This is a genomic window from Micromonospora desertarenae (genome assembly GCF_056150265.1).
Genome location: NZ_JAXCFQ010000014.1, coordinates 11,057 through 34,285 on the forward strand (window position 1 = coordinate 11,057; position 23,229 = coordinate 34,285).

Below are 23,229 nucleotides of genomic sequence, written 5' to 3' on the forward strand. Positions count from 1 at the left end.
GTCACGCTTCGTCCAGGGCCAGCCGGGCGGCCCCGACCACCACCGCGTCGGCCCCGAGCGCGGCGGGCCGCAGCGGCACATCGGCCCAGCCCGCCGGCAGTTCGGCCGCGTAGGCGCTCGACGCCGCGGGCAGCAGGGCTTCGGCCGCGCCGCCGGCGACCAGGACCGCCTGGGGATCGAGCAGGGTCACCAGCCCGGCCAGGGCGGCACCCAGGGCGGCGCCGGCCCGCTCCAGCACCTGCCGGGCGGCGGCGTCCCCGGCGGCCGCCCGGTCCGCCACGGCCCGCCCGGTGACGGGCGAGCCGGTCTTCTCGGCGTACGCGGCGGCCAGGCCGGTGCCCGAGGCGATCGCCTCCAGGTGCCCGTACCGCCCGCACCCGCAGCGCAGCCGTCCGGCGCCCGGAGCCGGCAGGTGCGCGACCTCGCCGGCGGCGCCGCGGGCGCCGGTCTCGATCCGGCCGTCCCGGACGATCGCCCCGCCCAGCCCGGTGCCGACGGCGACCAGCAGGACGTCGCGGCGGCCCCGCGCGGCCCCGGCCCAGCACTCGCCCAGCGCGGCGGCGTTCACGTCGTTGGTGACCCGCACGGGCCGACCCAGCCGCCCGGCCAGCGCGTCGACGACCGGGGTGCCGGTCCAGCCGGGCAGGCTGTCGGTGGCGTACCGGATGCTGCCGGTCGCCGGGTCGACGGTGCCGGCGGTGCCCACCCCGACCGGTCCGGGGCCGGCGGCGTCGAGGAGGTCGGCGGCCAGCCGCGCGGCGGTTTCCAGGACGGCCGCGGGCCCGGACCGGGCGGGGGTGGCCGCCTGGCGGCGCGCGAGCACCGCACCGCCCGGTCCGACCAACGCCGCGGCGGTCTTCGTGCCGCCGATGTCGACGCCGACCACGGCTTCGCTCACCCCTTGAGGCCGGTGTGTGCGAGGCCCTCGACGAACTGCTTCTGCGCGATGACGAAGACCACCAGCACCGGCAGCGCGGTCATCGACGCCGCGGCGAGCTGGACGTCCCACATCGGGCCGCCGTAGGCGTCGACGAACTGGGTGAGCGCCTGCGGCAGGGTGAACTTCTCCGGCGAGGAGAGGAAGACGATCGGTTCCAGGTAGAGGTTCCAGCTGTGCAGGAAGGTGAAGATGGCGACCGCGCCCAGCGCGGGCCGCGACAGCGGCAGGGCGATCTTCCAGAAGGTGGCGAACCGGCCGAGCCCGTCGACCCGGGCCGCCTCCTCCAGCTCCCCGGGGAGGCTGATGAAGAACTGCCGCATGATGAAGGTCGCCAGCACGCTCGGCGCGCCGAGGATCGGCACCAGGATCAGCGGCCAGTGGGTGTTGACCAGGCCGAGCTTGAAGAACATCTGGAACAGCGGCACGATCGTCACCTCGCTCGGGATGAGCAGTCCGGCGAGGACGACCAGGAACAGCACGTTCTGCCCGCGGAACCGGATCCGCGCGAAGGCGTACCCGGCCAGGGCCGACACGGCCAGCGTGCCGACGGTGACCACCAGGGCGATGTAGAGGCTGTTGAGGTACTGCTGGCCGAACGGCTGCAACTCGAACACCCGCTGGTACGCGTCCAGCCGCGGGTTGACCGGCAGCAGTTGCGGTGGGAAGGCGAAGATGTCCGACACCGGCTTCAGCGACGAGGTGACCATCCACCAGGTCGGGAAGACGAACGGGATCGCCAGGACCAGCAGCACCCCGTAGAGCACCAGCTTGGTCCGCGGCGACAGGTCACGACTCATGGAAGACCCACCTCTTGCGCATCTGCCACTGCAGCACGGTGAGCGCGAGCACGATGGCGAACAGCACGATCGACAGCGTGGCGCCGTAGCCGAAGTGATGGAACTGGAAGGCCTGCTGGTAGAGGTAGTAGACGAGCACCGTGGTCGAGGTGCCCGGCCCACCCTGGGTGAGCACCGCGATCTGCGCGAAGACCTGGAGCGAGCCGACCACTGTGATGATCGAGGTGAGCAGGATCGTCGGGCTGATCAGCGGCACGGTGATCCGCCAGAACTGGCGCAGCCGGCTGGCCCCGTCCACCTCGGCGGCCTCGTACAGCTCGCCCGGCACGCCCTGCAGGGCGGCGAGGAACAGCACCATGTTCAGGCCGACGTTCTTGAAGACCTGCACGACGATGACCGACAGCATCGCGGTGCCGTCGCCGCGCAGCCAGTTCGGGCCGTCCACCCCGACCGTGTCCAGCAGGCCGTTGACGCCGCCGTTGTCCTGTAGCAGGAAGCCCCACACGATGGTCCAGGCCACCAGCGACACGACGACGGGGGAGAAGAACAGGGTGCGGAACACGATCGTCCCGCGCAGTTTCTGGTGGAGCAGGACCGCCAGCAGCAACGCCAGGGCGAGGTTGAACACCACCAGGCCGACGGAGAACAGGCCGGTGGCCCGCAGCACCGACCCGAGGTTGGGGTCCTCCGCCAGGGCCGCGTAGTTGTCGGTGCCGACGAACTCGAACGTGCCGGCGAGCACGTTCCACTCGTGCAGGCTGTACCAGACGACGAGGATCAGCGGCAGGATCACGAACACCGCGCTGCCGATCAGTTGCGGCGCGATGAAGAGGTATCCGGTGAGGTGGTCGCGGCGGCGGCTGGTCCAGAACGGCCGCGCCGGGACCAGGGCGGGCCGGGCCTCGACCGGGCCCACCCTGGTGTCCGTACGGGTCATCGGGTTCCTTACTTCGCCAGCATCGGCTGGATCTTGGCGCAGACCCCGTCCAGGACGGCCTTGACGTCCGCGTCCGGCTTCCACAGCGGGTCCAGCCCGGCGCGGACCTGCTGGCTGATCTCGGCCTGCCCGGCGTGGCTCGGCTTGACGACGCCGCTGGTGATGCCGTCGATGACGACCTTCTGCAACTGCTCCGGCTTGAGCTTCGGGTTCGTCTTGGCCAGCGTCTCCGCGGTCAGCTGGGACTGGCGCGGCGGCGGGAAGAACTGGGCCAGCTTGGCCGAGTTGGTGGGGTTGGTCAGGAACGCGAGGAAGTCGGCGGCGACGTCGGCGTGCGGGCTCCGCTTCATCACCCCGATGCCGGCCTGCCCGACCACCGCGTACGGCCCCTTCGGCCCGGCGGGCAGGGGCACCAGGTCCCAGGCGAAGCCGTCGTCCTTCAGCAGCGAGGCGCGGGAGATCTGGGTGACCGTCATGGCGGCGTCACCGGCGAAGAAGTCGGCGGTCGTGCCCGGGCCGGGCAGCGCCTTCGTGGTGAAGATCGCCTTGTGCAGGGTGGTCATCGCGTCGACCATCTCCGGGCTGGCGAAGCCACAGGACTTGCCGTCCTCGCTCCACGCCTGCGCGCCCCAGCCGGTCCAGAAGGTGGACAGGTTGTCCCAGCCCTTGTAGTCGAAGTCGCGGATGACCAGGCCGGCCTTGCCGGTGGCGGCCTGGGTGGCGCCGGCTGCGGCCAGCGCGGCGTCCCAGGTCCACTGGCCGGCGGCGATGAGTTCGGCCGGGGTCTTCTGGCCGGCCTGCTTGAGCAGGTCGGTGTTGACGAAGACACCGAACGGCGAGGTGGAGAACGGGTACGCGTACAGCTTCCCGCCGTTCTGCCAGAGCTTGAGGGTGGCCGGGGAGATGTCGTCGTACTGGTAGCCCTCGGCCTTCTTGAGGGTCTCGTCCAGTGGCAGCAGCGCGCCCGAGGCGACAAAGTCGGGCGCGGAGTTCTCGAACACCCACGCCAGGTCGGGGGCGTTGCCGCCGGCGATCTGGGTGGTCAGCGTGGTGGTGTAGTTCTCGAACGGCAGCGGGTCGAACGTGATCCCGGCGACGTCGGGGTGGCTCTTGCGGTACTCGTCGGCGATCTCGTTGAACAGCTTCAGGTGCGCCTCGTTGGCCGACCAGACGGTCACCCGGAGGTTGGCCGGGCCCTTGTCCTCGGCCTCGCCGCCGCCGCAGGCGGACAGGGCGAGGGCGCCGGTCAGCGCCGCGGCGACAACGCGTAGGCCCTTTCCTGTTCTCATATCCTTCTCCTCACCGGGGGTTTCAGTAGCCCGCGATCCGCGGCCAGCGCCGTTCGACGCCGGCAGCCGAGACACGGTCGGTGAATTCGGCCAGCAGGCGGGGGGTGCCGCGGACCGCGCGCGGGGACTCGCCCCGCGCCAGACAGAAGTCGGCGAGCAGACCGGCGACCTCGCCGACGTTCCACTCGACCGGGTGCAGTCGGTAGCTGCCGTTGGTGATGTGCGTGGTGCCGATGTTCTTGCCGGCCGGCAGCAGGTTCTCCATCCGCTGCGGGATCAGCGCGCCGAGCGGGATCTCGAACGGGCAGGAGCCGACGTCGATGTAGTTGTCGCCACCGGTCGACGGGTGCAGGTCGATGCGGTACATCCCCACCCCGATCGAGTCGGGGTACCGCACCGCGCCGTGGTCGCCCCGCACGGCCAGCGAGAGATCCTGCTCCACCACCGTGTACTCGGCCCGGATCCGGCGGGACTCCCGGATGTACGGGGCCTGTGCCAGGCCGTCCCGGCTGCCGGTCACGTCCCCGCGCAGCCGCAGTCCGGGAAAACCGGTGCCGCCGTCCGGCCGGGGGGCCTCCGTCTGCAACCAGTACAACACCGAGTACGACAGCTCCCGGGCCTTGGCCAGGTGCCACGACGCGTTCGGCACGTCGATGACCGGGCCCTCGAAGTAGTCGATCATCGGCCAGTTCACCAGCGTGATGTCGCTGCCGTACGAGCCGTCGGTGAAGTTGCGCCGGGCGGCGATCCGCCGGAACGTCCACAGGTTGCCGTCGCCGGGGTTGAGGCGCTGGTCGGCATTGACACTCAACGGGTCGTCGTCCGGGTTGGGGGTGAAGCTGCGCTCGACGATCTCCAGGGTGCGCGGATGCGGCGACCGCCAGGACAGCAGCCGGTCACCCCAGAAGTCGGGCTTGTAGTCCCGCCAGAAGTCGTAGCCGGCCGGGCGGTCGATGGTGTGGTCGCCGTCGACGTGGTCGATGGCGAAGCAGACCGAGACGGCCTGCATGTTCATCGGCTGCGCCTCGGCGGGCGCGCTCGGTTCCCCGGTCTGCGCCTGCGACTCGAACCCGGTGACGTACTCGGTGCCGGTCAGCGGCAGCAGCTCACCGGTCTCGGTGGCGTCCAGGATGTACGGCGCGGTGACGTCGATCCGGTCGTCGCGGTCCCGGTGGGCCAGGGTGACCCCGGTGACCCGGTCCCCGTCGGTCTCCGCGGCCACCGGCCGGTACGGCTGGAGCACCGTCAACCGGCCGGCGCCGCGGTACGGGGCGAGCATCTGCTCGAGAACGGCGACGGCCACCCGGGGCTCGTGGCAGATCCGGCTCACCCAGCCGGCACCCGGGTTGAGGTCGGTCCAGCCGCGGGAGCGCTCGGTCAGCGGGTAGTAGCGGCGGTAGTAGTCGCGGATGCCGTTGCGCAGGGCGCGGTAGCTGGCGGTGGCGCCGAACTGCTCGATCCAGGAGTGCTCGTCCGGCGGGACGGCCTGGCTGGTGAGCTGCCCGCCGAGCCAGTCGAACTCCTCGGTCAGGATGACGGACCGGCCGGCCCGGGCCGCGGCGAGCGCGGCGGCCACGCCACCCAGTCCGCCCCCGACGACGAGGACGTCCGCACGCATCTGTACCACTTGCTTCCTTCCAGTTGAGCGGCCGCACCGCCTCAGCGGCGGTCGGCCGCCGGTTCGGGGGTGCCGAGGGTGTCGCCCTCGACGAGTTCGCAGGGGAGGAGTCGTTGCTGCACGCCGGCCGCGCTGCCGTCGATGACACCCCGCAACACCTCGACGGCCTGCCGGCCCATCTCCTCGCGGGGGATGCGGAACCCGGTGAACGCGATGTCGGTGGGGACCGGCGCCGTCGGGTCGCCGAGGGTGATGATCGACAGGCCGCCCGGCACGGTCAGCCCGCGCCGGCGGGCGGCCGACTCGAGCGCCACGGCGGTGGCGAAGTCCTCCACGAGGGCGACCGTCGTCCCCTCGGCGAGCAGGTCGTCGAGGACGGTGTCGGCGTCCCGGGCCGTCGCGGTCCGCTGGCGGGCGTGCTCCGCGGCCGCGGTGGAGGCGTCGAACCCACGGCGGCGGTCCGCGGAGGACTCGGCGGTGCCGCCCATGCTCAGGTACGCCAGGCGCCGGTGGCCGCGGTGCAGCGCCTGCTCGACGAGCCGGCTCACCGCCGTGGCATAGTCCGCGCCGACGTAGGGGACCGGCCCACCGGCGTCGTCGCGGCGCCCCACGGCGACGTACGGGTACCCGTCGCGGTTGAGCCGCTGGAGCTCCGCGCCGTCGATCTCGCGCCCGAGCAGGATGCACCCGTCGGCCAGGCGCAACCGGTTGTCCTGGTGGAAGATGCGCCGCCGGCCGTCGACCACGGGTGCGCTGGTGAACAGCAGCAGGTCGCAGCCGACCCGCTCGGCGTACTCCTCGATGCCGAGCAGGAAGGGGTGGAAGAAGTCCCGGCTGCCGCTGGGGAAGGCGGGCTCGTAGGTGAAGACGCCGATGATCCGGTTGAACCGCGCGGCGAGCCGGCGGGCCACCGGGTCCGCGGCGTACCCCGTCTCGGCGATCGCCCGCAGCACCCGGTCACGGGTCTCCGGAGCGATCCGGACCTCCGCGTCGGCCCGGTTGTTGAGCACCAGGGACACCGTCGCCTGACTGACGCCCGCCAAGCGGGCGATGTCACGCTGGGTGACGCGTCTGGGGGGAGTGGCCACGACGGGTCCTTCCGGTGTGGCTAATGCGTATTAGCGCTCGGCGTTGGCAAGGAGCCTGGCGTGCCCTCCCGTCGGTGTCAAGAGGGTGACGCGAGATTTCGTGGAGGTGAAGTCCCTGAAGTAATGCGCATTAGCGGAAGGTGCCGGCTTCTTGGCGGGTCGGTCCGGCCGGCTGGCGGGTGGCCGTCACGGCGGGCGGTGCCGCCTCTTGACAGGACGCCGCTCGACCGCGCAACATTCGAGAAACATAGATGCTAATACGTATTAGCACCGTGGACCGGTCGGACGGTCGACGGTCGGGTCCTCGCGCATCCTTACTCCGTGTCACCACCTGCTGAGCGGCGAGGCGGGGTGAGCCTCCACGGTGCCGACCGTCGGCGTCGTGCGCCCGGGACCGGCTCCGGCCATCCGATCAGGACAGCCCGCGTTCGACCGATCCGACCGAAGAGGAAGACGCATGACGAGAGCACCTGTCCCCTCACCCCGGCGCGCCGTCACGGCGGCGGCCGGCGCCGGCCTGCTCGTCGCCACCCTGGCCGGCGCCGCGCCGGCCACCGCCGACCCGGCCTTCGACTTCCCGCGGTTCAGCTACGCGGGAACCGCCTTCGACAAGAGCAACCTCGACTACAACCCGACGAACGAGTTCATCTTCCCGAGCGTCATCCGGGCCGCCGACTACTTCGCCGACCCGCTCGGGACCTACTACATGTACTACGCCCCGCACGAACGGCCCGGCGGCATCGCCCTCGCGTACGCCGACTCGATCGACGGCCCGTGGACCGAGTACCGGGCCAACCCCCTGGTCAGCAACACCTGGCTGCCGCACTACCCGACCGTCAGCCACGTGTCCTCCCCGCACGCGGTGTGGGTGGAGGGCGAGCGCAAGCTGTTCCTCTACTACCACGGCGAGAACTCGATAACCCGCTACGCCACCTCCGACGACGGCATCCACTTCAGCTACGGCGGGACGGCGGTCGCCCGGGACGAGACGACCGGTGGCGAGACCTCGTACGCCCGGGTGTTCGAGCAGTCCGTGCCGCGCCTGGGAACCCGCTACCTGATGGTCTTCATGGACAACCCCACGGCGGCGCCGCCCGGACCGACCGGGCCGGTGTCCCGCCGGATCCGCTGGGCGGTCTCCAACGACGCGCGGACCTGGGCCATCCAGCCCGAACCGATCGTGACGCCGCAGGGTGTCGAGGGGCCCAACGCCTCCGGACCGTTCTTCCTGCGCTGGAACGACCGCAACCTGGTGATCTTCCATGCCGCCGACGGCAACATGCACGCCGTCGACGTGGGCGAGAACTTCGACCAGGAGATCCACCTCGGCATCGTGCACGACTCGATGAGCACCGCACCCGACCTGGGCCGGTCGGCCGCACCGACGTTCTACCTCGACGGCCGCACGATGCACATGTACTACGAGGCCGGCGGGCGGCTCACCGCGACGATCGGCCACGCGGTCGCCACGCTGCCCGAGCCGGTGCCGCAGCGGCAGCTGGACTGTTCCGTGGACCGCCCGGTCCTGTGGCCGCCGAACCACGAACTGGTCGACGTGGCCGTGACCGTGGACCTGCGCGACGGGGTGCTCGGCCCGAACGCGTTCGCCCTCACCACCGTGACCGGCGGCGACGCCGCGGACGTCAGCGACTTCACCGCCGGCACGCCCGACACCGCCGGCAAGCTGCGGGCGGAACGGGCCGGCAACGGCGGGGACCGGGTCTACACGCTGACGTACGGCGGCCACGACGAGATCGGCCGGCCGGTCGGCTGCACCGTCACCGTCACCGTCCCGCACGACCAGGGCGTGGGGTAGACGTACCCGCGCGAGCCATGTCGGCGTCCCACCCCGTGCCACCACGCGCGGGTTGGGACGCCGTCAGGCGGCGCCAGCCTGATCGGCATCCTCGCCGTCCAGCGCTGACCCGTCCCGTCGTACCGGTTGCGGGGGAGCGTCGCATGCGGGCGAGGCTGGTGGAGGCGGGTCGCGACGCTGGACCCGCCTCCACTGGCAAGCGGCTCCCGGCGGGCGGGTGCCGGGGTGGTCCCGATATCAGGTGATGCCGGCTCTCACGGTGCGAGGAGCGGCTCGGACTGGTAGGCGCGGTGAAGCAGCTCGACGAAGGACGGCGCCTCGGGCAAGGGCACGGCGCCGATCCGGTGGACCGCCACTCCGGGCGTCCACGAGTTCATGACCACCGCCCCGGCAAGTGCCGGCAGATCGGCGAGCGTGATGTCCTGCACGCGCTGCGGGACACCGAGACGGTCCAGCTGCCGGCGGACGATACCCATCGTGGTCCCGCCCAGCATGTCGGCTTCGGGCCACACCACTGCAGACCCGTCCCAGAACGCCAGGTTCCAGATCGAGGCCTCGCTGAGCCGACCCTGGCGGTCGACGAAGGCGGCATCGTCGAAGCCCTGCCCGACGGCCTGCCGGAGGAAGTACGTCTTGGCGACCTCGCCGACATGCTTCACGGCCGGAAGGACCCGTTCGTACTCGACGGTCGCCAGCATCAGCGGGCCCTGCGGGCCGGACGCGGCCGGTCCCGTGCGGACCAGGACCTCGGCCTGGACCTCACGCCCGGCCACGGTGAACTCGCCCGACGGCGAGTAGACCGTGGCGAGCAGCGACATGTCGGCCGGGCCCGCTGCAAGCGCCGCCCGCAGGTAGGAGCGCACCTGATCGTCCGGCAGGGCGTGACCGAACAGCTCCACCGAGGCGAGCCGCAGCCGCTCCAGATGCAGGTCGAGACCGCGGACCCGGCCCCCACGCACCTGCATGGCGGTGAAGTGGGCATAGCCCGCGAAGGCGAGCGGCGCAAGCTCCTCGGCGGTCGCCGCCTGACCATTACGTTGCACAACGAAGGAGGACATACCAGCAACGTAGAATCTGACACCCATGTGAGTTTCAAGCGTGGATGGCGGGGATCACATGACGATGAGGATCGGGGACTTGGCGCGCGCGACCGGGGTCAGCCCACGCCTGCTGCGCTACTACGAGGAGCAGGGACTGCTCACGTCCCACCGGGCCGGCGGTGGTCACCGTCGTTATGACGATGACGCCCCGGTCGTGGTCGGTCACATCAGGGCCCTGCTCGCCGCCGGCTTGCCCACCAATGTCATCCGCGAGGTGCTGCCCTGCGTCGAGGGACCCGGCCCGGAACTGGAGCACTGTGCGGCGCCGACGCTGCAGGAACAGCTCCGCCGGCTGGACGGGAAGATCTCCACGCTCCAGAACTCCAGGGCCGCCCTCGCCGATCTCCTTACCGCCAGTGCCGCTGCCGAACAGATGTAGCCGCATGAGTCACCCGCGTGACACCTCCTTGTGGGTGCTTCGTGGATGGTCGATCGAGCATCACCTCGATGTCTGTCCGGTCACGATGGCCGAAGACCGTCGTCGGCGTTGAGCTTTGTCACGAGGTTCAGGACGGCTCGGGTGGAGCGTCCGGGGCAGGGCGCCTTTCTCCGCGGCTACGCCCCCAGCAGGCCGTGGCAACCCGATCGCGGGCGACGCTCGGCGCGGACGTCAGTGGACGGCTCCGCTGCTCAGCGCCGATGAAACGGCACGTCGACCAACCCTGTTGAGACCATCGGGGTTCTCGAGCTGCTGGCCGCCCGGTGAGGGGATGTCAAGGGTCGCTGGGGTGAGGGTACGGGTGCCAGCCGAGTTCGACCGAGCGACGGCAGGCGTCTGGTTCATCGCCGTAGCTGATGAACAACGCGGTGAGCATGGGCGCGCCGTGGTCGAGCGCCTGGCGCTCCAGTGGACCGGTGGTCACCAGGGACACCAGGCCGTGGCCGATCACCCAGCTCTGCGTGGCCAGGGCCAACGGGTCCGCGTCGGGGCGGAACCGCCCGAGCTCCTTGGCGCGCTGGATGGTGGTCACGAGACAATGCAGCGTTGCGTCCGCGGCTGCGGGGTCTTCCAGCTCGAACCCGGCGTCGAACATCACGCGGTAGAGGTCGGGGTTGACCAGGGCGTTGGAGAGGTACGCCGCCCCGAGGGCGGCGAGGTCTCGTACCGGGTCTGCGGATAGCGGGACAGCTCGCAGCCTGGCGGCCAATCGAGTGAATCCTTCCTGACGCGTCGCTCGCCACAAGCCGTCCATCCCGCCGAAGTAGGTGTAGACGGCCATGGTCGACACGCCGGTACCCGCGACGATCGAGCGCAGCGTGACCGGCTCGCGGGCTCGGAGCATCTGCGCGGCCCGCTCGATCAACAGCGTACGGATCGCAGGGTCTTTGGTCCTGGCCATGGTGGCACATTACATAGCGATGCTATGTTTAGCCATCGATCTTGTGTCTGACGGATGGAGTGGTCATGGCCGTGGAGCTGGTCAACCCCGACGGACTGCCGAAGCCAGAGGTGTACCGGCAGTTGTCGATCGCCACCGGATCCCGGCTGGTGTTCCTGGCCGGGCAGGTCGCCCGCGACGCCGACGGAAACCCCGTCGGCGAGGGAGATCTGGCCGCCCAGGTCGAGCAGGCGTACCTCAATGTCGGTACCGCCCTCGCTGGGATCGGCAGCTCCTTCGACGACGTGGCGAAGCTGACCATCTACGTCGTGGACTGGTCGCCGGACAAGATGCCGGCACTGGGCGAGGGTGTGTCCCGGGCGGCCGCGAGGCTGGGGATCGACCCGGTCAAGCCGATCACGCTGATCGGTGTTGCCGCGCTCGGCGAGCCGGACCTGCTGGTCGAGGTGGAGGCCACCGCCGTCATCGACTGACAGCCCCCCGCCTGCGCCGTCCACACCGCCTGGCGCTGGGGCAGATGGTCGTGGTCGGTACGGCGGCCGGACTGCGAACCTCCGCCTGATGGCGTCGATCGCCGAGGCGCTCGCCCCCGATCGACGACCGTTGGCTGACGACGGCCTCAAGGGCTTCCGCCGCGGAGGCACGCCGACGTGCTCTCACATCAAGATGATCGGGTTGGTCATTGCCGCCATGTGCCCGGTGGGATGGCGTACCTCGACACGAATGAACATCGACTCGCTGGCGCTCGTGGACCACTCCACCCTGCCTGCGCCCGCACGGGGCAACACGTCGCGGTGCACCACGCCGCGATCGGTGTGGAAGCTCATCGTGCCGTCTGGCACACCCGTCACCCGTACCCGTGCCACGACCGGCGCCCCGCAGGTGTCCAGCTGCTCACCGATCCCGACCGTGCGGTCGCCCGCGCAGGCCGTGAACGTCAACCGAACCGCTGCCGATTCGGCAATCCAGCTGTGTCCGGCCGCGATCCCGGCGAGCACGGCGCGGGTGCCGAGGTCCTCGGCCCGCACGACCAGCTGCGGAACTCCGAGCTGACCTCGCAGATGTACGTCACTGTTACCCACCGCGGGACGCCAACGCCCCTGGTGTATCCCGGCCGCCAGAGCGCGACCCCACTCGGCTACCGCCGCCTCGTTGTCGGCGTTCCAGGGCAGGTCCGAACTCCAGAGCCCGTTCCACACCTCGACCGCATCGAATCCTTCGAACGGATACATGAAAGAGCCGGACGGGTACGGAGCGTGTGGGTGGGCGGCGACGCAGAGACCGCCGGCCTGATGGACCTGGTCCACAGCTCGGTCGACCAGGCCGTCACGAACGCCGTAGCGCCAGTCGACCACCTGACCGGGCGCCAGACCGAGCGCCAGCCAATGTCCGGTATGGGTGACGACCTCCTGGCCGAGGACCACCAACAGGTCGTCAGCGAGATCGCCCCAGGCGCCATGGGTGTCCACGGTGTTGTGCTCGGTGACGGCGATGAAATCCAGCCCGATCTCACGAGCGGCGGTTGCGAGCTGCTCGGGCGTGAGCTCACCCCCGTGCGAGCGCCGCGAATGCACGTGACAGTCGCCCCGGTACCATCCGCGTCCCCGTCCGGCCACACGCCCAGGCGGAAACACCGCCTCAGCTACCTTCCCCGCGTGTTCCCATCCCCGCCATCCTGGGCATCGTAGCCAAACGATCACGGGTGCGGCGCGCCGCGAGCGGCTCCGTGGCGGACCTCCTCGTCGGGCAGTCGCGACGCCAATCGCGCATCCCTCCACCCAGCCGGCCTCGTGCTGATCGCCGCCCTGCCCCGGGAAATCCCCGGGGCAGGGCGGTCACGAGCGAGTTGCGAGACATCTCGCTGTCTCGTCAGGAGCGATGCCGCCCGCCACGAAGCTGTCGACCATTTGCCTATCGCTGCGGGCGGTCGTCGTCCCATGCGGCCGCGCTGATGCGCCAGCCGGCGTCGGTGCGCACGAACTGGATCGACTTCATCCCGCCGCCGGTGTGGGGGGCACCGTTCATGCGGCCCAGTTTGGCGTACCTGCCGAACCACTGCGCGATGTCGCCGAACAGGTCCAGCCGGCCCGACCGGGCTTCTTCCTTGAAGTCGGTCAGCGTGCCGTCGGTGAGCATGGCTCGCCGCGGCTCGATGAACGCGTCGACGTCGTACACCGCGGGAGCCATCCCGCACGTTCGGACGATGATGGCTCCAGGCAGCATCGCGTCGCGCAGTGCCGCCATGCGTTCGTCGACTCCGGAACCGGAGGTGAAGGCGTCGAAGTAGCAGCGGATGAGGGCGTCGATCTCCTCCCGGTCCCTGCCGGTCGTCGCAGGCGTCCGCCAGGCGTCCTCGGTCAACGCGAAGAGGAGCCGGGTGGCCCAGCCGCCCTTGAACCAGATGTCGTCGACCAGCCGCGCTTCCTGGCTGAAGCCCAGGCGTCGCAGGAGGCGGGCCGAGGAAATGTTGCCCTCGACGCACACCGCGGTGATGCGGTGCAGGCCCAGGTCCTCGAAGCCCAGGCGCAGCATCGCGGCGGCGGCTTCCGCGGCGTACCCCTTGCCCTGGTGGGCGCGCGCGAGGACGAAGCCGAGTTCTCCTTGCCGGTGCTCGGCGCTGGCCCACTTCAGGAGGATCTCGCCGATCACGGTCTTCGTTTCGCGCAGCTCCACGGCGAGCACCAGCCACTGGCCCGGCTCGGTGAGGGTCGCCTGATCCAGCTTGGCGGTGAGCGCGGCGTTCGTCGCCGCCCGGTCGCGGAGGGGCCACGGAAGGAATCGCACCACCTCGGGATCGCCGTGGAATTCGAGCAGGTCGTCGAGGTCGTCGGTACGGTGCGGCCGCAGCGCCAGCCGTGGCGTCAGGATCGGGTAGTCGGGCTCGAGTTCCTGGTGCATCGTGCGACTCCTCGGGTCGTATCGGGTCAAGGCCGGATGGCGATCTTGACTGCCTGGCGGGTGGCCATGGCCTGGTAGGCGGTGGCGACGGCATCGAGGGGGACCTCGGCCGAGAAGACGGGTGACGGGTCCAGCCGCTCGGCGAGGACGTCGGCAAGGAGGGGCTCCAGGTAACGGCGGGCCGGGGCGACCCCGGCCCTCAGGGTGATGTTGTGGCGGAACAGCCGGTAGAGGTCGACCCGGTCCACGCCGTTGGGTACGCCGACGGAGCCGATCGTGCCGCCCGGCCGGACCAGATCGATCGCGAGGTCGAGGGCGGACTGCGTCCCTGCGCATTCGGCGACGCCCGGTACGCCACCCTCGGTCGCCTCCCGGATGAGGCCGACGGTCGCCGGGTCGTCGGCGGCGAGGACATCAGTCGCCCCCATCCGTGTGGCGAGAGCGCTCCGGTCGGGGTGACGGCCGACGAGGATGATCCGTGCCGCTCCTGCACGGCGCGCGGCGAGCGCTGCGCAGAGCCCGACGGCACCGTCGCCCAGGACGACGGCGGTCACACCCGGCCGGACGCCGGCCAGCGCGATGGCGTGCGTGCCGGTCGCCATCACGTCGGTCAGCGGCAGCAGTCGGCGCACCAGCTCCGCGTCAGCATCCGTACGCACCGGGACCAGCGTCGCGTCGGCGAACGGCACGCGGACGGCCTCGGCCTGACCCCCGCCGTTGCCACCACCCCAGAAGCCGCCGGCAGGGCAGGAGGTGAACCAGCCGTCACGGCATGCGGGGCAGGTTCCGTCCGCGAAGGCGAACGGGGCCAGAACGAGATCGCCCGGCCGGACCCGAGCGACGTCCGCGCCGACCTCCTCGACAACCCCGATCCATTCGTGCCCCATGCGATCGCCGGGCGTGAACGACTCCTGGCCCCGGTAGGGCCAGAGATCGGATCCGCACACGGCCGCCAGGGACACCCTCACCACGGCGTCACCACGATGCTCGATCATCGGGTCGGGGACGTCGATGACGTCCACCCAGCCAGCCTCGCGCAGGACCGTCGCCTTCATGGTGGATGACAGTAGGCTGCAGCGGACCCTTCGCCCATGCCACTTCGACGGCATCAGCGCGCATCGACCGTCGATAAGGAGTTGATCCCCCTTGGCTGCCGACAGATCGTCATCGTGGGACGCCGCGGATCTCGCGATCATCCGTGAACTCTCCCGTGACGCCCGGATCAGCGTCGCCGAGCTGGGCCGCCGCGTGTCGCTGAGCCGCCCGGCGGTCGCCGAGCGGATGCGGCGCCTCGAGGACTCCGGCGTCATCAAGGGCTACGGGGTCCACCTCGACCTCGCCCGGCTCGGGCTGGGCCTGCGCGCCCACGTGTCCCTGCGTCCGCGGCACCGTTCCGTCCGCAATTCCCGGGGGGTGCGTGAGCAGTTGCTCGCCATCGGGCACGTGCTCTCCTGCGTCCACGTCACCGGGCACAACTGCTACGAGCTGACCATCGCGGTGCGGGACGCGGAGCACCTTGAGCAGGTCATCGAGCGCCTCACCGAACTGGGCGACACCACCACCGGCGTCGTCCTCTCCGAACCCGTACACCCACGTGACGTCGACATCGCCGCGTGGATCCCGACAGACGGCTGAGTCACGCTGCTGTTGTCGAGCAGGCTGAGCGCGTCCGGCTGTTCCGACGCCTGCGCCGCCGGACGCTTTTCCAGCGAACCATCATCATTACCGGAGCCAGCGACGGCATCGGCGGTGGCCCGCGTGGCCGCCGCTCTCCGACACTGCTGTTCGTAGGCGGCCGCACGTCCGCAGCACCAGGGCGAAGGCGCCGCAGACGCCCACTATCCAACTCGTCGGTGGCGCCCAGGCCGAGAGCCAGGCAGCGAAATCCGCCGTGTCCAGCGGAGCAGGTCGCCGCAGAGCCGGATAGGCCAGCGCGGCGAAGTAGGCGACGCCGAGGCCACACAGCACGGGCACCACGACGCGGCGGAACACGACCGCCGTGACGACGGCTGTTGCCAGCCACAGCGATGCTCCGGACAGGGCAGCGGCACCGGCGTTGGCGTGTTCGCTGGGGGAGGGTTGCTCGCCGAAGAATGACGCGGCGTTCACGGCGGCTACGTACAGGGATCGCCCGGCGCCCGGCAGGGTCAGGATCAGCAGGACCCACGGCCATGCCCAGTGGCCCCGCCCGGGAGTGGGGGAGGACCGCTCGACGGCAGAGCCATGCTGCTCACCCTCGGCTGCGCTGGTCATGCGCTGAGTCTCGTCCAACGGGCATCGACTCGCCTGAGTCGCCGGACCTAGTTTGCCTGGCTGTCTCGGTCCGCGTCGGTTGGCAATGGAAGCGGGGTGGCGATGTGACGACGCACGTCCATCGCTGTGCGACGACGAGTTCTTGAACCGAAGGGGTCAGGAATCGTCGCGGAGTTGGGCCAGCAGCCCGGCCCGGTCGATCTGCATCCAGTACTCCCTGATCAGCCATCCTCGACGTGGTAGACGACCGAGTTGATCTGGCGGACGGTCCGACCAGTCGGCGCGATCCCAGCCACCGGCTGGAGGTGCCGCCCCACCTGGACCAGCCGGACGTACGCCCGCGCGCCATCCACGAGGAATTCCTCGACCGTGAGGTCGAACGCGCCCCAGGTGGCGGTCATCTCCCGGACGTGCTCGGCGTAGTCGGCCGGCGTCCGCTCGACGGTGGCGAGGTCCTCGGACTGCACCTGGTGGGCACGCACCGCGGGCGCCATGAACTCCGCCGCCCGCTGCGGCTCCCGGCCGGAGCGGACGTACCGGAGGAAGTCACCGACGACGCGGCGCGTCACCTCGCTGTCGACCATGACGTCACCCTGGCAGCCGGGAGCTCGGACGGGAAGCCCGCCCGCCGGTGGCCCCAGTCACCCGGAACCACTTCGCTGCCGGTGCGGCCTGGCGAGGAGGGGCACATCCCGCCTGGGACGATGGACGGGTGACGATCACCCGACTCATCACCCCGGAGGATGCGCCGGCCCTGGCCGACCTGCTCCGCGTCAACCGTGATTTTCTCGCGCCGTGGGACCCGCTCCGGAGTGAGGACTACTTCACGGCAGACGGCCAGCGCGCCGTCATCGCAGCCGATCTCCAGCAGTACGAGCAGGGACCGAAGCTGCCCCACGTCATCCTCGACGACTCCGGGCGGGTGATCGGCCGCATCACGCTCAACGGCATAGTGCGCGGCCCCTTCCAGTCCTGCGCGATGGGCTACTGGGTGAGCGCCAGTCACAACGGCCGAGGGTTCGCGACGAAGGCGGTACGTGAGATCGTGCGGGTGGCCTTCGAGGAGTTGGGGCTGCACCGGGTGCAGGCGGAGACCCTGCTGCACAACGTCAGATCGCAGCGGGTGCTGGAACGCAACGGGTTCGTGCGGTTCGGCATGGCGCCGGAGTACCTCAACATCGCCGGCCGGTGGCAGGACCACGCCATGTACCAGGTGGTGAACCGGTCCTGGGCAACCGGCTGAGCAGCACCGTGTCGGCGAGCTGGCGGCGGTCGTGGGGCCCCGCGCCACCGGGAACCTCGGCCGTCGTTTCTGTACAAGACGGCCGCCATGGCCGCTCCTATCATGGGCGCCGGCATTCCGATTACGAGGAGAAGACACATGCGTGAGCTGGTCTACACCGGGTTCATGTCGCTCGATGGCGTGGTGGACTCGCCCGGCGGCGGGCCGGGCGAGGAGCACCGCAGCGGTGGCTGGGTGTTCAAGGACGTCGAGGTCCTGCCCGAGGCCTTCGCTCTCAAGGGGGAGGAGCTCGCCGAGACCACCGCGCTGCTGTTCGGCCGCCGTAGCTACGAGATGTTCGCGCCGGTATGGCGGGACTCGGAGGACCACGCCGCCTACAAGGACCTGCCGAAGTACGTCGTGTCGAGCACGCTGCCCGAGGACGCGCTCGTCGAGGGCTGGGGCCCGACGACGATCCTGCGTTCCACCGACGACGTTCTCGATCTCAAGAAGAGCGAGGGCGGTGCGATCTTCATCCACGGCAGCGCCGAGCTGGCCCGACGCCTGTCGAACGCACGCCTGATCGACCGCTACAACCTGCTCGTCTTCCCGACGCTGCTCGGCGCCGGAAAGAGCCTGTTCAGCGCCGAAGACAAGGACAAGCAGGTGCTGCGCCTGCGGGACTTCGCCGCCTACCCGAACGGCGTGCTGAAGCTGATCTACGACGTCACCGGCTGAACCAGGTCCAGGGCGATGGCGCCGCCGCCACCTTCCCGCAGTTGCCGTGCCGTGCGTCCCACGTACCGCTGCAACGCCCGGGCCAGGTGCGGCTCGTCGTAGTACGCGAGCCGGCCGACGACGTCGGCGGCCGCGAGGCCGCCGGCCAGCAGCAGCGCGGCCTCGCGGGCGCGTTCGATCTGCCGTACGGCGCCCTGGGTCAGCCCGGTCGCGGCGCGGAACCGGCGTTCCACGGTGCGTGCCGACACCTCGGTACGGCCGCCCCAGTGGACCTCGGTGACGAGCGGATCCCGGACCACGGCGCCAGCCCGGACCAGACGGCCGACCAGGGCCTCGGCGTCGTCCGGGCCGGGCGTCTCCCAGCGCGCACCGTCCAACTGGAAGGTGCGGCGGGTGGCGCCGGGCAGTTCGACGCCCGCGTCGACCAGGGCCGGCGTGGGCACCGCCCGCAGCGACGTGCCCAGCGAGAACTCGATGCCGACGAAGGTCGCACCCTCCGGCACGGGCGCGACGCCGGCGCCGGACTCGGGGCCGGAAACGGCCGCGTACGCCTTGCCCTCCTGGTTCCAGAACACCAGGCCCCAGTGCACGGTCGCGACGGAGGTCATCTGCGTCACCCGCTCGCTCGTGCAGGTCCACACGGTGTCGATCCAGGGCGAGTCGGACGCGCGCGTCGTGAACCGCAGTCCCACGGGAGCAGAGTAGCGGCTGCGGTCGCGGTCCGGTGACCGCGAGCGTCCTCGACGTGATCCGTAACCGGGGCTCTGCGGCACCGATGAGTTCCGGGAGGCTGGTTGGTCTTCCTTCCTGACAACCAACCTCAGGAGACTTCCGATGACCTCGATCCAACCCGTCGTCAGCACGCCCGACCTGCCCCGCCTGCGCACCTTCTACGAGAAGGTGCTCGGCGCTACGCAGACGCTGCGCGTACCCGAGGAGGGCCCGGAGTTCTACGTCGAGCTGCGGATCGGCGAGACGGTGCTCGGCCTCGTGCAGAAGGACGACACCCGGATCGGCGCACCGGTACGGATCATCCTCAGCGCCGACGTCCCGGACGTCGACGCCTTGCTGCCCACGGTCGAGTCAGCCGGCGGCACCGTGCCGGGACAGCCCAACGACATGCCGTGGGGCCAGCGGGTCGCGCACGTGCTCGACCCCGACGGCAACATGCTCAACCTGACCAGGTGGCGGTAGCCGACAGGCCGGCGGCGCCCGACGCTCGGTGCGGCCGGCGTCGTCGACCGCGGGAACCCGGTCCCGGCTGACGGCCGACCGGCTCCTGAGCGGCCGCCCGGCATGCGACCGCATGCCGGGCGGGCACGTCGTCAACCCGCGCGGCTCAGGGCTTGCGCCCCACCCCGCCGAAGGCGTCGATGTCGGCGGGCGTGTCGACCTCGTCGTCGGGTCGCCACTGCGGGCACGGCACAACGCCCGGCTCCACCAGCTCCAGGCCCTCGAAGAACCCGGCGATCTGGTCGGGTGAGCGCAGCGTGTACGGCGTCGCGCCGGTGTCGTTGTAGTCGTCCTGCGCCTTCTGCATCTCCGGGCTGATCAGGCTGGTGCCGTCGTTGAGGGACAGGTAACTGCCGGACGGCAGGGGCGCCAGCAGCTGACGGGTGAGCGACCGGGCGGTCTCGTAGTCGGGTACGTGGCCCATGACGCCGCTGAGGATGAGCCCGATCGGCTGCTGGAAGTCGAGCGTCTTGCCGGCCTCGGCGATGACCGCGGCGGGGTCGTGGAGGTTGGCGTCGATGTACGCGGTCCTGCCCTCGGGCGTGCCGACCAGCAGCGCACGGGCGTGCACCAGGACCAGCGGGTCGTTGTCGACGTAGACGATCCGGGCGTCCGGCGCGATCCGCTGCGCCACCTCGTGGGTGTTGTTCGCCGTCGGCAGCCCGGTACCGACGTCGAGGAACTGGCGGATACCCGCCTCACCGGCGAGGAACGTGATCGTGCGGACGAGGAACTGCCGGGAAGCGCGGGCGACGTCGACGACGCCGGGGAAGACCTGGCGATACTGGTCGCCGGCCGCGCGGTCGACGGCGAAGTTGTCCTTGCCGCCGAGCCAGTAGTTCCAGATCCGTGCCGAATGCGGCACCGACGTGTCGATCTTCTGCCGCACGTCGGGGTTGCCCGGCTCGGGCCGGTCGCTTGCCGGTGAGTCCACGGTCACAATGAGCACCTTTGGGGTTTCGACTGCCATCGCGGAAATTCGGTCGCGGGCCGGCCATCGGGGAAGCAACCGCCCGCAACCGTGCCACCATATAGAAGGCCCGGGATGCCGGCTACCGCCCGGACGGCCCCGCTGGTAGGCGGACGCGTGCCGTCCGTCCGCACTGCCTGGTGAACGGCTGGTTCACGAGCTGGGGTCGCCGGTTGGTGAGGGCGGGACGAGGCCGTCGAGAAGGCGGTGGAGGCCGAACTCGAACCAGCGGTCCAGGTCCTGGTCCGGGTCGGTCCGGCCGACCGGACGTGCCGCGGCGAGCCAGGGACGGCCGCCGGTGCGGCCGGCGCGTTCCAGGCGCCCGAAGGTGGTGGACGACCAGGTCGACCACGCGGTGCCGCCGGCGTCGCATTCCGCCTGCTCGGCCAGGGGGAGCAGCGCCATACCCTGCACGTAGCCGCTGAGCGCGAGATAGCCCGCGAACGCGTCCGGTGGGTCGTGTCCGGCGTCGACGAGGGCGTTCACGGCGCGGTCGACCATCGCCAGCACCCGCGGTCCGGTGGGTGGTCGCGTACTCGCGAGGACGGTCAGCAGCCACGGGTGGCGGCGGTACAGAGCCCATTCGGCGCGGCCCAGTCGTTCGAGGCGTTCGCGCGGCGTGCCGTGGCCGTCGTCGCGGTGCCGAGGGGTGCCGAGCACGTGCTCGGCCATCGCGCTGAGCAGGTCGTCCCGGTTGCGTACCCAGCGGTAGACCGCCTCCGGCGTGACGCCGGCCCGGTGCGCCACGGCACGAACCGACACCGCGTCGAGGCCGCGGGCGTCGGCCAGGCGTACGGCGACGCGAACCAGGTCTTCCCGGGAGGCAGAACCCCCGCTTTGAGTGGGAGCGCCGAGCGGGCGGGGGGCGGGCGTGACCCGTCCACGGTCCCGGCGGCGGCGGTAGGCCCGGGCCTGGCAGCTACGCGAGCAGTAACGGCGCGCTCGTCCCCGGCCGGCGGCCGGCGGCAGGTCGGCCCGGCACTCGACGCACCACCGTTCCATCCGGATCCCTTTCGTCACAACGGTTGTCGTGACGAAACTACTCCCGCCCGGGTGGCTCGGCCGGCCACCGTGGGAGGAGCCATTCCCGGATCCAGCAAGGAGCGCCCGTGTCTCATCCCGTCGTCACCGCCCGTCGCGCCCGGCCCGCCGAGTTGGACGCCGTGGTCGCCGCCTACTCGGCCGCGTTCGCCGACGAAGCCGTGTTGTGCTGGGTGATCCCGGACCCGGTACAGCGGGCCGCGTGCGCGCGGTCGATGTTCCGTGAGCTACTGGCCGGCGCGGTCCGCACCGAGCAGGTCATCCTCGCCGAACTTCCCGACGGCACCCTCGCCGGGATATCGGTGTGGCTCCACCATCGCGCGGAGGAGTTGGAGAGGCAAGCCGAGCGGCTCGCGACGGCCACGATCGGAGACGACGCCGTCGCGCGGCGGCTGGCGGTGGTGAACGAGACGGTGCTCGGGCACCGTCCCCGCGAACCGCACGTCTACCTCGCCTCGATCGCCGTTCGGCCGCCCCTGAGAGGGCGCGGCGCCGGCGCCGCGATCCTCGCCGAGGGCCTGCGCGTCGCGGACGCCGCCGCCCTACCGGTGTATCTCGAAGCCTCCACCGAACAGAGCCGCCGGCTCTACCTACGCCACGACTTCCGCGACCGTGGCCGGCCCCTGGCACTACCCGCCGGAGGTCCGGTGCTGTGGCCGATGTGGCGGCACCCACGCCCCGACCATCCCTAGGCGGACGACCGCGAGGGGCGGCCTCGCCGCGCCGCCGCGACGGCCCACGTCCCACGTCCCACGGCCCACGGCCCACGGCCCAGGATCACCGGGCCGGCTCGGGATCGCGCAGGCTGCGGAACATCAGCCAGCTCAGTGCCGGCATGACGATGAGTGGCATCAGTCCGACCTGGAGCGAGGTGGCGTCGGCCAGGCGGCCGAGGAGCGGGCTGGCCATGCCCCCGACGCTGACGGTCAGGCCCAGGGTGATCCCACTTGCCGTGCCGACCCTGGTGGGCAGGTAGTCCTGCGCGAGGGTGACCTGCAGGGAGAAGGGGAGGTAGAGGCCGACCGATGTCAACGCCACGAACAGGTAGAGGGCGGGTCCGGGCACCAGCACCACCCCGGCGACCGCGATCGCGGTGATCGCGTAGGACCGGCGGGACACCGCCACCCGGCCCCACCGATGTGCCGCGGCGCCACCGAGGACCGAGCCGACGACGCCACCGAGGTAGAGCACGAACAACGCCGCCGTGCCGGCCGCCGTGCCGCCGCTCATGCGCTGCTGGGCGTAGAGGGACACGAACGTGCTGAGGCCGACGAACGCGATCGACCGGAACACCACGGCCAGGCTCAGCCGGGTGAACGAGGCGGTGTCGTCCCGCCCGACCGGCGCCGGCTCTCCGCTCCCGGTGCGCTGGCGTCGGGCGAGGGTGCGCAGCAGGGGCACTGCCATCGCGGTGCCGGCGAGGGCCGGCACGACCATCAGCGGCGTCCAGCTCAGGCCACCGGCAGCCGTGACCGCGGCGACCAGGAGCGGGGCCAGGGCGAAGCCGACGTTGCCGCCGGTGGCGAAGTAGGCCATGGCGGTGTGGCTGCCCGCGCTGGCCGCACGAGCGAGGCGCGCGGACTCGGGATGGTAGGCGGCCACGCCGATCCCGGAGAGCGCCACGAACAGCAGGGTGAGGGGGTAGTCGCCGCTCAGTCCGCTCAGCGCGATGCCGACCCCGCCCACCAGGGTGCTGACCGGCAGCAACCACGGCAGCGCCCAGCGGTCGGTGAGGGCGCCGAAGGCGGGCTGCGCGACCGACGACAGCAGGGACGCGGCGAGCACGATCCCGGACGCCGCCGCGTAGGTGTAGGCCCGCTCGGCGACGAAGAGCGGCACCAGCGCCGCGACGGCGCCCTGATAGACGTCGACGCAGGCATGGCCGACGGAGAGCAGGGTGATCGAGGTTCTCCTTCGCACCCCCTCGATGGTTCCCGGCCGCGCCCTGT

General features: G+C 71.0%; 25 protein-coding genes. 8 read left to right on the forward strand and 17 right to left on the reverse strand.

The window, feature by feature from the left end:
* Position 1: 1 nt before the first annotated feature.
* Genes SM577_RS25035 through SM577_RS25060 form a run of 6 tightly spaced genes read right to left on the reverse strand, consistent with a single transcriptional unit; the run spans position 2 to position 6,669 of the window.
* Complete coding sequence (locus SM577_RS25035; RefSeq protein ID WP_474581670.1) at positions 2 to 898, reverse strand: ROK family protein; 897 nt, start codon at positions 896 to 898, stop codon at positions 2 to 4.
* Complete coding sequence (locus SM577_RS25040) at positions 895 to 1,737, reverse strand: carbohydrate ABC transporter permease (RefSeq protein ID WP_088993179.1); 843 nt, start codon at positions 1,735 to 1,737, stop codon at positions 895 to 897. Before SM577_RS25040 ends, SM577_RS25035 begins: the two co-directional genes overlap by 4 nt.
* Positions 1,727 to 2,674 (reverse strand): carbohydrate ABC transporter permease, encoded by a 948-nt coding sequence (locus SM577_RS25045; RefSeq protein ID WP_302917349.1) that lies wholly within the window; start codon positions 2,672 to 2,674, stop codon positions 1,727 to 1,729. Before SM577_RS25045 ends, SM577_RS25040 begins: the two co-directional genes overlap by 11 nt.
* Before the next feature lie 8 nt (positions 2,675 to 2,682).
* Positions 2,683 to 3,963 (reverse strand): ABC transporter substrate-binding protein, encoded by a 1,281-nt coding sequence (locus SM577_RS25050; RefSeq protein WP_474588121.1) that lies wholly within the window; start codon positions 3,961 to 3,963, stop codon positions 2,683 to 2,685.
* Positions 3,964 to 3,985: 22 nt separating this feature from the next.
* The gene (locus SM577_RS25055; RefSeq protein ID WP_474588122.1) at positions 3,986 to 5,581 is read right to left on the reverse strand and encodes an FAD-dependent oxidoreductase; all 1,596 of its coding nucleotides are present in this window, start codon (positions 5,579 to 5,581) and stop codon (positions 3,986 to 3,988) included.
* A 41-nt stretch (positions 5,582 to 5,622) separates the two neighbouring features.
* Entirely contained in the window at positions 5,623 to 6,669 is a 1,047-nt protein-coding gene (locus SM577_RS25060; RefSeq protein ID WP_474581672.1) for a LacI family DNA-binding transcriptional regulator, read from the reverse strand.
* Positions 6,670 to 7,126: 457 nt separating this feature from the next.
* Between SM577_RS25060 and SM577_RS25065 the strand changes: the two genes are divergently transcribed.
* The gene (locus SM577_RS25065) at positions 7,127 to 8,485 is read left to right on the forward strand and encodes a glycoside hydrolase family protein (RefSeq protein ID WP_474588123.1); all 1,359 of its coding nucleotides are present in this window, start codon (positions 7,127 to 7,129) and stop codon (positions 8,483 to 8,485) included.
* A 254-nt stretch (positions 8,486 to 8,739) separates the two neighbouring features.
* On the opposite strand, the gene SM577_RS25070 is transcribed toward SM577_RS25065, so the two are convergent.
* Entirely contained in the window at positions 8,740 to 9,543 is an 804-nt protein-coding gene (locus SM577_RS25070) for an aminotransferase class IV family protein (RefSeq protein ID WP_474588124.1), read from the reverse strand.
* Between the two features lie 58 nt (positions 9,544 to 9,601).
* Between SM577_RS25070 and SM577_RS25075 the strand changes: the two genes are divergently transcribed.
* Positions 9,602 to 9,964, forward strand: a complete 363-nt coding sequence (locus SM577_RS25075; RefSeq protein WP_302917343.1) for a MerR family transcriptional regulator — start codon at positions 9,602 to 9,604, stop codon at positions 9,962 to 9,964.
* 334 nt (positions 9,965 to 10,298) lie between these two features.
* Here the strand turns inward: SM577_RS25075 and SM577_RS25080 are convergent, their stop codons facing one another.
* Complete coding sequence (locus SM577_RS25080) at positions 10,299 to 10,925, reverse strand: TetR/AcrR family transcriptional regulator (protein ID WP_474581674.1); 627 nt, start codon at positions 10,923 to 10,925, stop codon at positions 10,299 to 10,301.
* 65 nt (positions 10,926 to 10,990) lie between these two features.
* Between SM577_RS25080 and SM577_RS25085 the strand changes: the two genes are divergently transcribed.
* The gene (locus tag SM577_RS25085) at positions 10,991 to 11,398 is read left to right on the forward strand and encodes a RidA family protein (RefSeq protein ID WP_302917341.1); all 408 of its coding nucleotides are present in this window, start codon (positions 10,991 to 10,993) and stop codon (positions 11,396 to 11,398) included.
* A gap of 183 nt (positions 11,399 to 11,581) precedes the next feature.
* On the opposite strand, the gene SM577_RS25090 is transcribed toward SM577_RS25085, so the two are convergent.
* From SM577_RS25090 to SM577_RS25100, 3 genes are all read right to left on the reverse strand, one after another.
* Positions 11,582 to 12,625 carry a CehA/McbA family metallohydrolase gene (locus SM577_RS25090; RefSeq protein WP_474588125.1) on the reverse strand — a complete coding sequence of 348 codons (1,044 nt, stop codon included), beginning with the start codon at positions 12,623 to 12,625 and terminating at the stop codon, positions 11,582 to 11,584.
* Between the two features lie 211 nt (positions 12,626 to 12,836).
* Positions 12,837 to 13,823 carry a GNAT family N-acetyltransferase gene (locus SM577_RS25095; protein WP_474588126.1) on the reverse strand — a complete coding sequence of 329 codons (987 nt, stop codon included), beginning with the start codon at positions 13,821 to 13,823 and terminating at the stop codon, positions 12,837 to 12,839.
* Between the two features lie 26 nt (positions 13,824 to 13,849).
* The gene (locus tag SM577_RS25100; protein ID WP_302917338.1) at positions 13,850 to 14,878 is read right to left on the reverse strand and encodes a zinc-binding dehydrogenase; all 1,029 of its coding nucleotides are present in this window, start codon (positions 14,876 to 14,878) and stop codon (positions 13,850 to 13,852) included.
* A 91-nt stretch (positions 14,879 to 14,969) separates the two neighbouring features.
* Here SM577_RS25100 and SM577_RS25105 point away from each other — a divergent pair, with 91 nt between their 5' ends.
* Positions 14,970 to 15,458, forward strand: a complete 489-nt coding sequence (locus SM577_RS25105; RefSeq protein ID WP_302917337.1) for an Lrp/AsnC family transcriptional regulator — start codon at positions 14,970 to 14,972, stop codon at positions 15,456 to 15,458.
* Positions 15,459 to 15,545: 87 nt separating this feature from the next.
* Here SM577_RS25105 and SM577_RS25110 read toward each other — a convergent pair whose 3' ends face one another.
* Positions 15,546 to 16,076 carry a hypothetical protein gene (locus SM577_RS25110; RefSeq protein WP_474588127.1) on the reverse strand — a complete coding sequence of 177 codons (531 nt, stop codon included), beginning with the start codon at positions 16,074 to 16,076 and terminating at the stop codon, positions 15,546 to 15,548.
* 221 nt (positions 16,077 to 16,297) lie between these two features.
* A complete protein-coding gene (locus SM577_RS25115) occupies positions 16,298 to 16,660 on the reverse strand; it encodes an ester cyclase (protein ID WP_474588128.1) in 363 nt (120 codons plus the stop codon).
* A gap of 128 nt (positions 16,661 to 16,788) precedes the next feature.
* On the opposite strand from SM577_RS25115, the gene SM577_RS25120 reads away from it, so the two are divergent.
* Entirely contained in the window at positions 16,789 to 17,319 is a 531-nt protein-coding gene (locus SM577_RS25120; RefSeq protein WP_474588129.1) for a GNAT family N-acetyltransferase, read from the forward strand.
* Between the two features lie 138 nt (positions 17,320 to 17,457).
* Complete coding sequence (locus tag SM577_RS25125; protein ID WP_474581680.1) at positions 17,458 to 18,036, forward strand: dihydrofolate reductase family protein; 579 nt, start codon at positions 17,458 to 17,460, stop codon at positions 18,034 to 18,036.
* On the opposite strand, the gene SM577_RS25130 is transcribed toward SM577_RS25125, so the two are convergent.
* Positions 18,018 to 18,728 carry a helix-turn-helix domain-containing protein gene (locus SM577_RS25130; protein ID WP_302917332.1) on the reverse strand — a complete coding sequence of 237 codons (711 nt, stop codon included), beginning with the start codon at positions 18,726 to 18,728 and terminating at the stop codon, positions 18,018 to 18,020. The genes SM577_RS25125 and SM577_RS25130 overlap by 19 nt on opposite strands.
* A 142-nt stretch (positions 18,729 to 18,870) precedes the next feature.
* Between SM577_RS25130 and SM577_RS25135 the strand changes: the two genes are divergently transcribed.
* Complete coding sequence (locus SM577_RS25135) at positions 18,871 to 19,230, forward strand: VOC family protein (protein ID WP_302917331.1); 360 nt, start codon at positions 18,871 to 18,873, stop codon at positions 19,228 to 19,230.
* 145 nt (positions 19,231 to 19,375) lie between these two features.
* Here the strand turns inward: SM577_RS25135 and SM577_RS25140 are convergent, their stop codons facing one another.
* On the reverse strand, positions 19,376 to 20,203 hold the full coding sequence (locus SM577_RS25140) for an SAM-dependent methyltransferase (RefSeq protein ID WP_474581681.1): 828 nt from the start codon (positions 20,201 to 20,203) through the stop codon (positions 19,376 to 19,378).
* A gap of 189 nt (positions 20,204 to 20,392) precedes the next feature.
* Positions 20,393 to 21,241: a TetR/AcrR family transcriptional regulator gene (locus tag SM577_RS25145; protein ID WP_474588130.1), complete on the reverse strand. Its 849-nt coding sequence runs from the start codon at positions 21,239 to 21,241 to the stop codon at positions 20,393 to 20,395.
* Positions 21,242 to 21,402: 161 nt separating this feature from the next.
* On the opposite strand from SM577_RS25145, the gene SM577_RS25150 reads away from it, so the two are divergent.
* On the forward strand, positions 21,403 to 21,972 hold the full coding sequence (locus tag SM577_RS25150) for a GNAT family N-acetyltransferase (RefSeq protein WP_474588131.1): 570 nt from the start codon (positions 21,403 to 21,405) through the stop codon (positions 21,970 to 21,972).
* 85 nt (positions 21,973 to 22,057) lie between these two features.
* On the opposite strand, the gene SM577_RS25155 is transcribed toward SM577_RS25150, so the two are convergent.
* On the reverse strand, positions 22,058 to 23,200 hold the full coding sequence (locus SM577_RS25155; protein WP_474588132.1) for an MFS transporter: 1,143 nt from the start codon (positions 23,198 to 23,200) through the stop codon (positions 22,058 to 22,060).
* Positions 23,201 to 23,229: the final 29 nt, after the last annotated feature.